Origin of the sequence: Pseudoxanthomonas mexicana (assembly GCF_001556105.1) — a bacterium.
GTDB lineage: Bacteria > Pseudomonadota > Gammaproteobacteria > Xanthomonadales > Xanthomonadaceae > Pseudoxanthomonas_A > Pseudoxanthomonas_A mexicana_A.
The window spans coordinates 154,306-165,688 of record NZ_LSIF01000065.1 but is presented as its reverse complement, the minus strand read 5'-3'; the positions used below and the strand labels follow the sequence as shown (position 1 = coordinate 165,688).

The 11,383-nt window shown below is 68.8% G+C and carries 15 protein-coding genes and 1 pseudogene; 10 read left to right on the top strand and 6 right to left on the bottom strand.

Translation table 11 applies throughout. The annotated features are described in order from the left end of the window. Window positions 1–216: 216 nt before the first annotated feature. The 3 genes and pseudogenes from AX730_RS19380 to AX730_RS12430 all read left to right on the top strand — a co-directional run. Window positions 217–627: pseudogene (locus tag AX730_RS19380) on the top strand (PAS domain-containing protein); the annotation flags it as partial. 36 nt (window positions 628–663) lie between these two features. After that, window positions 664–1,605, top strand: a complete 942-nt coding sequence (locus AX730_RS12435) for a sensor histidine kinase (protein WP_232310250.1) — start codon at window positions 664–666, stop codon at window positions 1,603–1,605. Then, window positions 1,602–1,970 (top strand): response regulator, encoded by a 369-nt coding sequence (locus AX730_RS12430; protein ID WP_062356926.1) that lies wholly within the window; start codon window positions 1,602–1,604, stop codon window positions 1,968–1,970. Before AX730_RS12435 ends, AX730_RS12430 begins: the two co-directional genes overlap by 4 nt. A gap of 8 nt (window positions 1,971–1,978) precedes the next feature. Here the strand turns inward: AX730_RS12430 and AX730_RS12425 are convergent, their stop codons facing one another. After that, complete coding sequence (locus AX730_RS12425; RefSeq protein ID WP_062356923.1) at window positions 1,979–2,203, bottom strand: hypothetical protein; 225 nt, start codon at window positions 2,201–2,203, stop codon at window positions 1,979–1,981. A gap of 172 nt (window positions 2,204–2,375) precedes the next feature. On the opposite strand from AX730_RS12425, the gene AX730_RS12420 reads away from it, so the two are divergent. The 4 genes from AX730_RS12420 (at window position 2,376) to AX730_RS12405 (ending at window position 4,195) form a co-directional block, all read left to right on the top strand. Further along, window positions 2,376–2,561, top strand: coding sequence for a hypothetical protein (locus tag AX730_RS12420; protein WP_062356919.1), 186 nt, complete (start codon window positions 2,376–2,378; stop codon window positions 2,559–2,561). 9 nt (window positions 2,562–2,570) lie between these two features. Further along, window positions 2,571–2,765, top strand: a complete 195-nt coding sequence (locus AX730_RS12415) for a hypothetical protein (protein ID WP_062356916.1) — start codon at window positions 2,571–2,573, stop codon at window positions 2,763–2,765. 31 nt (window positions 2,766–2,796) lie between these two features. Next, window positions 2,797–3,063, top strand: coding sequence for a hypothetical protein (locus AX730_RS19480; protein ID WP_062356913.1), 267 nt, complete (start codon window positions 2,797–2,799; stop codon window positions 3,061–3,063). Between the two features lie 103 nt (window positions 3,064–3,166). Then, window positions 3,167–4,195 carry a sensor histidine kinase gene (locus tag AX730_RS12405; protein ID WP_232310246.1) on the top strand — a complete coding sequence of 343 codons (1,029 nt, stop codon included), beginning with the start codon at window positions 3,167–3,169 and terminating at the stop codon, window positions 4,193–4,195. On the opposite strand, the gene AX730_RS19370 is transcribed toward AX730_RS12405, so the two are convergent. Further along, complete coding sequence (locus AX730_RS19370) at window positions 4,192–4,344, bottom strand: hypothetical protein (protein WP_232310245.1); 153 nt, start codon at window positions 4,342–4,344, stop codon at window positions 4,192–4,194. The genes AX730_RS12405 and AX730_RS19370 overlap by 4 nt on opposite strands. Window positions 4,345–4,518: 174 nt before the next feature. Between AX730_RS19370 and AX730_RS12400 the strand changes: the two genes are divergently transcribed. Then, on the top strand, window positions 4,519–5,271 hold the full coding sequence (locus tag AX730_RS12400; RefSeq protein ID WP_062356911.1) for a hypothetical protein: 753 nt from the start codon (window positions 4,519–4,521) through the stop codon (window positions 5,269–5,271). Between the two features lie 81 nt (window positions 5,272–5,352). On the opposite strand, the gene AX730_RS12395 is transcribed toward AX730_RS12400, so the two are convergent. Further along, a complete protein-coding gene (locus AX730_RS12395; RefSeq protein WP_062356908.1) occupies window positions 5,353–5,781 on the bottom strand; it encodes a type II toxin-antitoxin system death-on-curing family toxin in 429 nt (142 codons plus the stop codon). An 8-nt stretch (window positions 5,782–5,789) separates the two neighbouring features. Then, window positions 5,790–6,011, bottom strand: a complete 222-nt coding sequence (locus tag AX730_RS12390; RefSeq protein WP_062356905.1) for an AbrB/MazE/SpoVT family DNA-binding domain-containing protein — start codon at window positions 6,009–6,011, stop codon at window positions 5,790–5,792. A 224-nt stretch (window positions 6,012–6,235) separates the two neighbouring features. Between AX730_RS12390 and AX730_RS12385 the strand changes: the two genes are divergently transcribed. After that, window positions 6,236–8,341, top strand: a complete 2,106-nt coding sequence (locus AX730_RS12385) for a putative bifunctional diguanylate cyclase/phosphodiesterase (protein WP_062356960.1) — start codon at window positions 6,236–6,238, stop codon at window positions 8,339–8,341. Window positions 8,342–8,431: 90 nt separating this feature from the next. Here AX730_RS12385 and AX730_RS12380 read toward each other — a convergent pair whose 3' ends face one another. Continuing rightward, entirely contained in the window at window positions 8,432–8,791 is a 360-nt protein-coding gene (locus tag AX730_RS12380) for a glycine zipper 2TM domain-containing protein (RefSeq protein ID WP_062356903.1), read from the bottom strand. A 221-nt stretch (window positions 8,792–9,012) separates the two neighbouring features. Between AX730_RS12380 and AX730_RS12375 the strand changes: the two genes are divergently transcribed. Next, entirely contained in the window at window positions 9,013–9,504 is a 492-nt protein-coding gene (locus AX730_RS12375) for a pyridoxamine 5'-phosphate oxidase family protein (protein WP_062356900.1), read from the top strand. Window positions 9,505–9,933: 429 nt separating this feature from the next. Here AX730_RS12375 and AX730_RS12370 read toward each other — a convergent pair whose 3' ends face one another. Beyond that, on the bottom strand, window positions 9,934–11,334 hold the full coding sequence (locus tag AX730_RS12370) for a hypothetical protein (protein WP_062356897.1): 1,401 nt from the start codon (window positions 11,332–11,334) through the stop codon (window positions 9,934–9,936). Between the last annotated feature and the right edge of the window lie 49 nt (window positions 11,335–11,383).

Genomic DNA, 11,383 nt, shown 5'->3' with positions numbered 1-11,383 from the left:
TCATTTCCCCACGCGACGTGGCGCCGTGCGATGGCGGGCTTGAGCCCGCCCTACGTGCAAGGCATCCCGTTGCTTGTGTAGGGCGGGCCTTGGCCCGCCGTGTTGAGCGCGCGCGTTTCGTGCATTAACCGCAGCCTGTCGCGCATGCGCGGGCTTCACGGGCCACCAACACGCGCCGCCGCTAAGCTCGACGCACCGACGAAACTGGGGACGTGCATGGACCATTCCGCGGCAGCCGCAGGGCCGCATGCGTCTTCGGAACAGCGTCTGCGGCTGTACGAAACCATCCTGCAGACCACGCCCGACCTGGTCTACATGTGGGACCGTGAGCACCGCTTCACCTACGCCAATGCCGCGCTGCTGGCGATGTGGGGCATGACCTGGGACGAGGCGATCGGCAAGACCTGCCTGGAGATCGGCTACGAGCCGTGGCATGCGGCCATGCACGACAGCGAGATCGACCAGGTCGTCGCCACGCGGCGGCCGGTGCGCGGCGATGTGCCGTTCAACGGCACCAATGGCCGCCGCATCTACGACTACCTGCTGGTGCCGGTGATCGGCCCGGACGGCGAGGTCGAGGCCGTCGCCGGCACCACCCGCGACGTCACCGAGCGCAAGCAGCACGAAGACGCGCGCCGCCGCAGCGAGGAGCGGCTGGCCGCGATGGTCAACGCCACCACCGACCTCGTCTACCGCACCAACCAGGACTGGACCGAGATCGACATCGTCGGCGGCAGCCTGCTGCTGGGCCGGCACGGCTCGCTGACGCCGGACTGGCTGGAAGTGCTGGTGCACCCCGACGACCGCGCCGCGGTGGGTGAAGCGGTCGCCCATGCGCAGGCCACGCAGACCACCTACAAGGCCGAACACCGCGTGCGCAGCGACACCGGCGAATGGGCCTGGCTGTCCTCGCGTGCGGTGCCGATCCGGCCGGTGGGCGGGCAGGTGACCGAGTGGTTCGGGGCCGCCACCGACATCACCGAGCGCAAGCTGCACGACGAACACCAGCGGCTGCTGGTCAACGAACTCAACCACCGGGTCAAGAACACGCTGGCCATCGTGCAGTCGATGGCGGTGCAGACGCTGCGCAACGGCGGCGACACCGCGCTGGCCGCGGAGCGCTTCGAAGCGCGGTTGCATGCGCTGGCGCAGGCGCACGACGTGCTGACGCGCAAGTTCTGGGAAAGCGCGCAGATCGAGGAGATCGTGCGCATCGCGGTGGCGCCGGGCGAAGACGAAACGGGTCGCTTCGACCTCCATGGCCCGGCGGTCGACCTGGACCCGCAACGTGCGCTGGCGCTGTCGATGGCGCTGCACGAGCTGTGCACCAACGCCACCAAGTACGGCGCGCTGTCGGTGCCGGCGGGGCGCGTGGAGATCCACTGGACGCGCGACACCGACGGCGGCCAGGCGCGACTGGTGCTGTGCTGGGAAGAGCGGGGCGGCCCACCGGTGGTCGCGCCCACGCGGCGCGGCTTCGGCACGCGCCTGATCGAACGGGGTCTTCGCCATGACCTGCGCGGTGAGGTTACCCTGACGTTCGCGCCGACCGGCGTGGCCTGCCGCATCACCGCCCCGCTGCCGAACGAAGGAGCCCACGCATGACCGAGCCGTCCACCGCCAAGCGCGTCTTCATCGTCGAAGACGAATCGATGCTGGTGATGCTGCTGGAAGACCTGCTGCCGGCGATCGGTTACGACGTGGTCGGCACGGCGGGCTCGGTCGATGACGCGCTGGCGCAGTTGAAGGAGACGGACGTCGATCTCGCCGTGGTGGACGTGAACCTGGCGGGCACCGAATCGTTCCCGGTCGCCGATGCGCTGCGCGTGCGCGGCGTGCCGTTCCTCTTCACCACCGGCTACGGCCAGGATGGGCTGCCGCCGCAGTACGCCGGTACGCCGGTGCTGGCCAAGCCATTCCGCAGGCTGGATCTGGAAGCGGCGCTGTCGCGGTTGCAACCGCCGGGCTGAGCCTCGCGTCAGTGCATGGCGGGATCGGCGCCATGCTCGTAGCTGACGCCCAACCGGCGCGACAAGCCATGCAGGCGGCGCAGGATCGCCGAGCGCAGGTGCATCGGTGCCTTGTCGTACACCTGCGTCCACAAGCCGCGCAGGAAGGTGTGGGGGTCGCCGATATCGGCGCCGGTGTGGACCAGGATTTCCGCGTCGGACAACCGCGCGTCGATACGTTCTTGGCAGAGCATGCGGCGATGGTGGAAGCGCGTATGTAAAAACGCCGTCGCGTTCGTGTGCACGCATTCATGCGCCAGTCGCCTGCGCCGTTGCGTGACTGGACGCTGAAACGCCGACGCCCGTATTCACGAACCGCAAACGGGCCGGACGCGAGGCTGCACCTCCACACGCGAGGAAGCGCCCATGGCCAAGACCTTGTCCACGCCGCTGCACGACCCGCCGAATCCGCTGGAGCAACAACGCCGGCCCGCGGGCCCGCCGTTGCCGGGCGAAGCACGCGGCAAGCGCACGAACGAGGCGCGCAACGATCCGGCCACCGAGCCGGGCGCGACCGAAGGCCAACCCCGCCACCATCCTGCCCAGATCTAGGAGCGCACCATGACGCCACTCGACAAAGCCCTGCGACGCGAAATCACCATCGGCGAGAAGCCGTACACGCTGACCATCGATCCCGACGGGTTGAAACTGGTCGAAAAGGGGCGCCGCAACGGCGTGGAAGTGCGCTGGGGCGAGCTGCTGTCCGGCGATGCAGGCGCCGGCGCGGCACCGCAGGCGTCACCCGCGAAAGACTGACCGCGCCGTCACCGGCGCCTCGGAGCACGACATGACGAACGCCACTACGCCATCACCGACGCCACCCGGCACGCCGACGCCGCCGGGCCAACCGACGCCGCCCGGCACGCCGTCCGAACCGGGCAAGCCGAGTGTGCCCGGCACGCCGAGTGATCCGTACGCGCCGGACGAACCGCAGACACCGCCCCAGCCGCGTGATCCCGGCGATCCGGAGGACGTACCCGGCGGACCGGACCAGCCTCGGCAGGATCCGGCGCACATCGATGATCCGCGCGATCCGCGCAGCATCGCCGACTGACTCGCGCGTCGGAATCGAAACAACGAAATCGCCCGCCTCGATACGGAAGGATGACCCGATGATCGCAGGCGCCCACACGCCACAGGAGCAAAGAGGAGTGCCCATGCGACTTGCCGATTTCATCCAGGCGAACACCGAGCGGATTCTCGATGATGCCGTGGAGTTCGCCATCACCCAGGCACCGGCAGGTGTCGCGTTCGATGAAAAGACCTTGCGCAACGACGTCCCGCTGATCCTGGATGCGATCGTGCTGGACCTGCGCACGGCCCAGAGCAGCGCGCAGCAGCGGGCCAAGGCCGAAGGCCGCGCGCCGGCCAGGGTGGGCCCCGAGTCGGCGGCGACCAGCCACGGCCGGGCGCGTGCGGATGACGGATTCGGCGTCAACCAGATGATCGCGGAGTACCGGGCGCTGCGCGCGTCGGTGCTGCGCCTGTGGGCCGCCGACCAGACGCTCGCTACCGGCTCCATCGAGGACATGATCCGCTTCAACGAAGCGATCGACCAGGCGGTGGCCGAATCGCTGCTGGAGTTCTCGCGCACGGTCGAATCGTGGCGCCAGGTCTTCCTCGGTGCGCTCGGCCACGACCTGCGCGGGCCGCTCAGCGCCGTCATCGGCACGGCGGACTTGCTGGTGGAGCGCACCAGGGACACCCCGCATGCGCGGCAGGCGGAGCGCATCCTCAGTGGCGGCGTGCAGCTGAGCCGGCTGGTGGATGGCTTGCTGGATTACAGCAAGAGCACGCTGGGGGGCGGCATGAAACTGCAGCGCGTGGCCTGCGATCTCGGCGAGGCGATCGCCGAGGAGATCGAGCTGCTGCGTGCCGGGTTGCCCGAGGCCTCCATTGCATTGCAGGTGGAGGGGCAGGTGCGCGGCGCGTTCGACGACACGCGTGTGCGCGAGGCGATCCACAACCTGGTGACCAATGCCGCCAAGTACGGCGACGAGCGCGCGGAGATCCGCGTGTCGCTGACAGGCCAGACCGACCACGTGCTGATCGCGGTCAGCAATGCAGGCGAGCCCCTGTCGGGCGATGCGCTCAACACGCTGTTCGATCCGTTGCGACGCGGCTCGAACGCGGCCCACAAGGGCGAACACACCAGCCTGGGCCTCGGCCTGTTCCTCGTGCGCTAGATCGCCACCGCGCACGGTGGCGACGTGACGGCCCGCTCCGAAGACGGTACGACGACGTTCGCGATCACGCTGCCGCGCCGCGTCGCCTGACGCAGCACCTCAATGCCATGCAGGTGGCGCATCGTCGAGGCGATGCGCCACCAGTTCATGTGCGGTTGTCGGAAACCACACGTTTCGATCACGGCGTGGTCACCAACATGACCCGGCTGCACGCGGTGATCACCTGCAATGCGGAGGATCGGAGTCACGCCGCGCACGACGTATTCGTGCCGGCATGAGGCGCTGCATGTCGCATCGCTTCACCACTTCGGAGGATCCCCCAGATGACACGCGATACATCACAACGCGACGCGAACCGTGACCCCCTCAGTGGCGCACTCGGCTCGCACCCGGTCGGCGTCGGCGTCGGTGGCGCCGCAGGTGGTCTCGCCGCCGGTGCGGTGGCCGGCACGGTGTTCGGCCCCATCGGTACGCTGATCGGCGCGGCGGCCGGTACCGTCATCGGTGCCGCCGCCGGCAAGGGCGTGGCCGAACGCATCGACCCCACCGGTGAAGCCGATTACTGGCGCGAGACCGCGCCGACGCGCCCGTATTATTCGAGCGAGCATGATTTCCAGCGCGACTACGCAGGCGTGTACCACGCCGGTGCGGTGGCGCGCGGCGAGTATCCGGAACAGTCGTGGGACGACACCGAACGCCGCCTGCAGGCCGGCTGGGAACAGCGCCGGGGCGAGTCGCGGCTGGACTGGGAGCACGCACGTCCGGCCGTGCAGGACGCGTGGGAACGCGCCGACCGCACCTATGGCGCCTATGCGCGCAGCGACGACACGTTCTCCAGGCGCTTCGAGCAGGCACCGTATCGCCAGGAAGGCGACGCGTTCGACGACTACCGTTCGGCCTACCGCTACGGCACGTATGCGCGCGGCGAGTACAGCGACCGCACGTGGGACGACAGCCTGGCCTCGGAGCTCCAGCGCGGCTGGGATCGCGCGCGCGGCGGTTCGCGGCTGACGTGGGAACGCGCCAAGCATGCGGTGGCCGACGCGTTCACCCTGGACCGGCAGAAGCCGCATTGACGAATGCCGGCATGGGTGCGCTCCGTTGCGACCGACGGAGCCCACCCTGCGGATCACGTTGCCTGACGAAGCATTGAGCCGTCAGCGCGCGTAACGTGCCGGCGATTCCTGCACCTTGCCGGTCGCCGCCATCGCGATGCGCGGGCGCAGCCAGTCGGCGAACCCGGTCTCGCTGATCGAGCCTTCGGAGAGTCCCAGGTACTGTGGGTAGAGCTCAACGTCCGTCGCACTGAGCCTGCCACCATTGAGCACGATGAAGACTTCGCAGGCGACCGCCGCGGTGCGCTTGTTGCCGTCGACGAAAGGATGATTGCGCGCAAGGCCGTGCGCCACGCTTGCCGCGAGCTGCGCCAGATCCGGAGTGGGGTCGCCGTATGCGAACAACTGCTGTGGGCGTGCAAGCGCGGATTCGAGCAGTCCTTCGTCGCGCACGCCTGTGCCGCCACCATGTTCGGCGAGTTGCCGGTCGTGGATGGCGAGGGCCAGCGTCCTGCTGATCCAGGTGATCATGGCCGCTCCTACTGTGCGAGCTTGTTGAGCAGGGTGCGGCGCTCCCGCATCACCTGCTCGGCGATCTCCATCTGCTCGGCCACCGTGGGGTCGTAGACGGTCAGGCGGATGCCGTCAGGGGTTTCCAGCGCGTGAAGTTCGTCGCCCTTCTCCAGGCGCAGGCGTGCCAGCAGCTCGCGGGGCAGGATGACGCCGGCGGAATTGCCGATGGTGGTGATCTTGAGCTTCACGGGATGCCTCCAAGCGTTATAACGGGCGTTATACGCGGGGGCGGAGGCGAGGGCAAGGACGGCGCACATACGCCCGGCATCGCCGCCGCCGCGGCATGCGCAGCGGTCGTTATGTGACAGGGTCCGCACAATGGATCACGCTGACGCCGGTTGTCGGCGCACGCCTTCATTCTTGAATGGCCACGCCGTTGAAGCTGTCAGAAGAGGAGTGCCAGGGACGTTCCATGGAAGCAGGGCTTGTTGCGACCTATGTGCCGGAACTGGTGGTCACGTCGTTCGCCGTGGCCGTCGTGGCCTCGTATGCCGCGCTGAAGACCACCGGACGCATCCGCGCCAGCGACCCGGTCGCCCGCCGCTGGTGGCTGGCCGGCGGTGCGCTGGCGATGGGCATCGGCGTGTGGTCGATGCACTTCATCGGCATGCTGGCGCTGCGCCTGCCGATCCGGCTGGGCTACGACATCGGCATCACCGTGCTGTCGCTGCTGCTGGCGGTCGCCGCCAGCGGCTACGCGCTGTGGCTGGTCACCCGCGACCATGTCACTCGGCTGCGCCTGCTCAGCGGCGCGGTGGTGATGGGGCTGGGCATCGCGGCGATGCATTACATCGGCATGGCGGCGATGCGGATGAACCCGGAGATCATCTACCGGCCGCTGTGGTTCGGCGCGTCGTTGCTGATCGCCATCGTCGCCGCCGGTGCGGCGCTGGCCATCGCGTATCGCCTGCGCGACAACGCGCACCACGAACGCCTGCACCGCCTGCTCGCCGCCGGCGTGATGGGCGTGGCCATCGTCGGCATGCACTACACGGGCATGGCCGCGGCGCACTTTCCCGCCGGTTCGATCTGCAGCGCCGCGCTGCGTGACGGGCTGTCGCCGGATTCGCTGGCGTGGCTGGTGGTGGTGGTGAACGCCGCCGTGCTGGGCACCGCGATCGGGGCGAGCGCGCTGGACCGGCTGCTGCATGACCGCACCGCGCGCCTGTCCGATTCGCTGCAGCAGGCCAACCGGCAACTGACCCACCTGGCGATGCACGACGCGCTGACCGGGTTGCCGAACCGGCTGCTGCTGATCGATGCCTTGCAGGACCGCATCCTGCAGGCGCAGCTGCAGGGCGACCGCTTCGCCGTGCTGTTCATCGACCTGGACGGCTTCAAGGGCGTCAACGATGCCTTCGGCCACCACGTGGGCGATGCGCTGCTGGTGCGCGTGGCCGACACCATGCAGCGCACGGCATTGCCCGGCGACACGGTGGCGCGCCTGGGCGGCGACGAGTTCGTCGTGGTCACGACGGTATCGCAGGCGGGCGACGCCACCGCACGCGGCGAACGCCTGCTTGCCAGCCTGGCCGAATCGGCGCGGCTGGCGGAGAACGACGACGTGGTGGTCAGCGCCAGCGTCGGCATCGCGCTGTATCCCGGCGATGGCGAAGACGCGCAGGCCTTGATCGCGCACGCGGACGCGGCGATGTATTACATCAAGCAGGCCGGCCGCAACGGGCTGGCACTGTATGCGCCATCGATGGGCGATGAAGTTCAGGGCCAGCTGCAGCTCACCTATGAACTGCGCAAGGCGCTGGAACGCCGGCAGCTGGTGCTGCATTACCAGCCGCAGGTGCGCGCGCTGGACAACGGCATGGCGGGCATGGAGGCGCTGGTGCGCTGGCAGCATCCGCGCCTGGGGCTGGTGATGCCGGACCGCTTCATCGCGCTGGCCGAGCGCGTGGGCCTGATCGTCGACCTCGGCCAGTGGGTGCTGGATGAAGCCTGCCGCCAATGGGCGGCGTGGCGTCGCGCCGGTGCGCGCGTGCCGACGGTGTCGGTGAACCTGTCGCCGGTGCAGGTGCGCGGCGATTACCTGGTGGCGCAGGTGGCCTCGGCGATGCGCCGGCATGGCCTGCCGCCCGGCGCATTGACGCTGGAGATCACCGAGTCGATGGCGATGCTGGAACCCGAGCGCACGGTCGAAGTGCTGACGCAGCTGGTGGCGGTGGGTGCGCGCATCTCGGTGGACGATTTCGGTACCGGCTATTCCAGCCTGTCCTACCTGGCCTACCTGCCGGCGCACGAACTGAAGATCGATCGCCAGTTCGTGCGGCAGATGACCACCGGCTCGCGGCATGCGGCGATCGTGCAGTCGGTGGTGATGCTCGGCCAGCAACTGGGCATGGAAGTGGTGGCCGAAGGCGTCGAGACCCTGGAGCAGAAACAGATGCTGGCGTCGATGGGATGCAGCCGCCTGCAGGGCTACTACATCGGCAAGCCGCGTGCGGTCGAGGAGATGTCCGACCAGGTGCTGCATGCGTTGCCCGCCGCGTCCGGGACGCACGGCTAGCGACAGGCACGGCGGTCCTCAGCGGACAAAAAGAAGCGCCCGCAGCCAGGGGCTGCGGGCGCCGGCACCTGTCCCGGGGAGCAGGCGCGCTTAGCGGTAGACGCGCTCGCAACGACGTTCGACGACGCGGTTGCCCTTGTGTTCCTGGCTGTTGCCCTGCACCTTGCGGCCGATCGCGCCGCCGGCGATGGCACCGCCGACCGTGGCGACCTTCTTGCCGTTGCCGCTGCCCACCTGGTTGCCCAGCAGGCCGCCGACGACGGCACCGATGGCGGTGCCGGCCACGCGATTCGGGTCACGGCTGTTCTTCTGCACTTCCACGTTGCGGCATTCGACCTTGCTGCCGTCGCTGAAACGGCGGCCTTCGTCCTGTGGACCATAGGCCTGCGCCCCGGCGGCGGACATCACCGACAGCAAGCCGAGCGACAGTAGGATGCGTGAGGTCGTCATGATGGATCTCCTGGGTGGGTATCGCGGTGCCAGCCTGCGCGGCGGGATGCGAACGAGCGGTGAAAAATCCACTGTTCGACGTTGCGCGTTCATGCAGCGGTTCGGAAGCCGTGACGTGCGCATAACGAAGATGAGGGCGGGCTGACGGGCATTGCGCGTTCTTGACGGCGACACCACATCGCCCCGCCTACCGTCTGCGCATCCCCTCATCGGAGCACGCCATGCATACCCCCGAGGAACTGGAAAGGAAGCTGTGGAAGGCGATCAAGTCCGACCGGACGGTGATGATCGGACTCGATGGTGGCGAGGATGGACACACGCGGCCGATGACCGCGTTGCTCGAGCACGAGGGGCGGGGGCCGTTGTGGATCTTCACCGCGACGGACAACCTGCTGGCGCAACGCACGCGCACGCCACAGCGCGCCGTCGCCACGTTCGCGTCGATGGGGCACGATATCTTCGCCAGCCTGCAGGGATCGGTCGTGCGCGACGACGACCGTGCCGTGATCGAACGCCTGTGGAATCCGTTCGTCGCCGCCTGGTACGAAGGGGGCAAGGAAGATCCGAAGCTGGCGTTGCTGCGCTTCGATCCCGAACACGCGGAAATCTGGCTGAACGAGCAGAGCCTGCTGGCCGGCGTGAAGCTGCTGCTCGGTGTCGATCCGAAAGAGGATTACCAGGACAAGGTGGCGGACGTCGATCTGCGCGGATGAGGGCGGCGCGCGCGCATCGCCGCGCGCCATCCCATGCACGGAGCGCGCTGGAACAGGGCCGCCTACGGTGGATCACGTACCGGGCGCGTCGGATTACCGTGCCCGCAAAGCGGCGCTGCACACAGGAACGAAACGCGTGGCTGAGGCCATGCGTTTCGTTGTCCTGCACCGGTGAAGCGGATACCGCGCCAGCGATCCTATCGGAGGGGACGCACGTGCAGCCAGGCTGGACGAAGCTAGGGCTTCGTACAACGGTATCCGTGTGGTCGCCGTGGCTGTTCCAGCTGGATCCGGCAGGCTGCTGCTGCAGCACCGACCACGCCCGCAGTATCGCGTGCGGTTCGCAAAGATCGCGTCAACGCGAAGCGCGGGAAGCGGACGAACTGCGCACGCGATCACACCGTGGCGTGAACGCGTGCTGTCCTGGCGTCAGCGCCCCGCCGCGGCGCCGTTCGACCCTGCCGTGCCGATGAAGACCGGATTGGAATAGAACCAGAGGTCCTGCCACGGATCCTCGCCGGGCACGTCGGGAAGCGGCGTGGTGTCCTGCGTGCTGCCGCCGCGCGCACGCACGAACGCACCGCGCGCGGGTACCGGCAGTTCCCACGTGGCGACGCGCCACGCGGCCTCGTTGCGCCAGCGGTCCGGCGTCCAGCGACGGGTCTGCATCACCGGCGTACCGTCGTCGCCGGGCGTGCCGACGATGAGTTCCATCTGCGCCAGCGCGGGCCGATCGCCATGGGGATTGGGTCGACCGGGCTGCCGCACGCGCAGTTCGATGCGCATCGTCGCGCCTGCAGGCAGTGCGAGTGTTTCGCCGAGCGTCGCCTGGCGCGTGGGGTGGCCGGGTTGGCGCACCGTCAGTTCGAGCGCATCGATCAGATCGCCGGTGACCGCGAACATGCGGCCGTGGCGAAGACCATCGAGGATGTCGTCGGCGTCGGGCCGCGCCCACACGTAGGTCTTGCTGTATTCGCCCGGGTCATAGTCGCGTCCGCCGTCGCGCAGGTTGACGTGCGAATCGGAACTCGCGGTGATCCAGAAGCGCCGTCCCTCGGCCAGCAGCGTGTCCCACACGCCGCCGACCTGCGTGGTCATCTGGTCGAAGCCGCCGAACGTCGGCGCCGCCTTGTTGCGGTAGAGACCGCGCTCGCTGCGGATCGCCTGGTGGCCGGGCGCGCCCTCCATGCCGACCAGCACACGCGGTGCGCGGTCGTGCCAGCCGCGCAGTTCGAGGGGATCGACCTTGCCCCAGACGCCCACGCCGGTGGCGGTGCGCGAGGGATGGTTGACGAACATCAGCGGTGGCGAAGGCAGGTCGCGCATGTGCGCCAGCGCGTCGAGCATGGTCTGGCCGTCGTCGCGCGGCACGCCGTCGACCGGTTCGCTGCGGCTGAAGCGGCGCTCGATCTCGACCAGTTCGTCGCGTTCGCGCGCGCTCGGCGCAATGATCAGCGATGCGTGTTCCGCGGCCGGCACGTCGAACTCCATGCCGTTGAACTGGATCAGCGCGGGAACGTCGCGACGCGCCTGTTCCAGCGCGGGAAAGGCGTGGTCGCGCGTCACCGCCGAATGGCCGGGACCACCGTGGTCGGTGTGCACCATCCACGTCAATCCGAACTTCGATGCCTGGCGCGCGTTGTCGCTGCGCGTGTAGGGCGAATCGCCGCCGCGCACCGGCGTGGGCGGCGTGGTAGTGCTGTCCCAGTCCACGCTCCACTCGCTGTGCACGTGATGATCGCCGGGTTGCCAGCGACGACCGTGGTCATCGGCCGCGAGCGCGAAGGTGGGAAGGGCCAGCAGGGCGAGGCAGAACAGGGGACGCGGCATCGATACTCCTGGGGGCGGCACGGAAGACCGCGCCGCACGTGCCGGGCCA

Bases quoted from the DNA above. Each gene is read 5' to 3' on its own strand.
- AX730_RS12435 (WP_232310250.1), top strand. From the start codon at position 664: ATGGTCAACGCCACCACCGACCTCGTCTACCGCACCAACCAGGACTGG.
- AX730_RS12420 (WP_062356919.1), top strand. From the start codon at position 2,376: ATGGCCAAGACCTTGTCCACGCCGCTGCACGACCCGCCGAATCCGCTG.
- AX730_RS12380 (WP_062356903.1), bottom strand. From the start codon at position 8,791: ATGACGACCTCACGCATCCTACTGTCGCTCGGCTTGCTGTCGGTGATG.
- AX730_RS12405 (WP_232310246.1), top strand. From the start codon at position 3,167: ATGCGACTTGCCGATTTCATCCAGGCGAACACCGAGCGGATTCTCGAT.
- AX730_RS12395 (WP_062356908.1), bottom strand. From the start codon at position 5,781: ATGATCACCTGGATCAGCAGGACGCTGGCCCTCGCCATCCACGACCGG.
- AX730_RS12385 (WP_062356960.1), top strand. From the start codon at position 6,236: ATGGAAGCAGGGCTTGTTGCGACCTATGTGCCGGAACTGGTGGTCACG.
- AX730_RS19370 (WP_232310245.1), bottom strand. From the start codon at position 4,344: ATGAACTGGTGGCGCATCGCCTCGACGATGCGCCACCTGCATGGCATT.
- AX730_RS12400 (WP_062356911.1), top strand. From the start codon at position 4,519: ATGACACGCGATACATCACAACGCGACGCGAACCGTGACCCCCTCAGT.
- AX730_RS12370 (WP_062356897.1), bottom strand. From the start codon at position 11,334: ATGCCGCGTCCCCTGTTCTGCCTCGCCCTGCTGGCCCTTCCCACCTTC.
- AX730_RS12415 (WP_062356916.1), top strand. From the start codon at position 2,571: ATGACGCCACTCGACAAAGCCCTGCGACGCGAAATCACCATCGGCGAG.
- AX730_RS12430 (WP_062356926.1), top strand. From the start codon at position 1,602: ATGACCGAGCCGTCCACCGCCAAGCGCGTCTTCATCGTCGAAGACGAA.
- AX730_RS19480 (WP_062356913.1), top strand. From the start codon at position 2,797: ATGACGAACGCCACTACGCCATCACCGACGCCACCCGGCACGCCGACG.
- AX730_RS12375 (WP_062356900.1), top strand. From the start codon at position 9,013: ATGCATACCCCCGAGGAACTGGAAAGGAAGCTGTGGAAGGCGATCAAG.
- AX730_RS12425 (WP_062356923.1), bottom strand. From the start codon at position 2,203: ATGCTCTGCCAAGAACGTATCGACGCGCGGTTGTCCGACGCGGAAATC.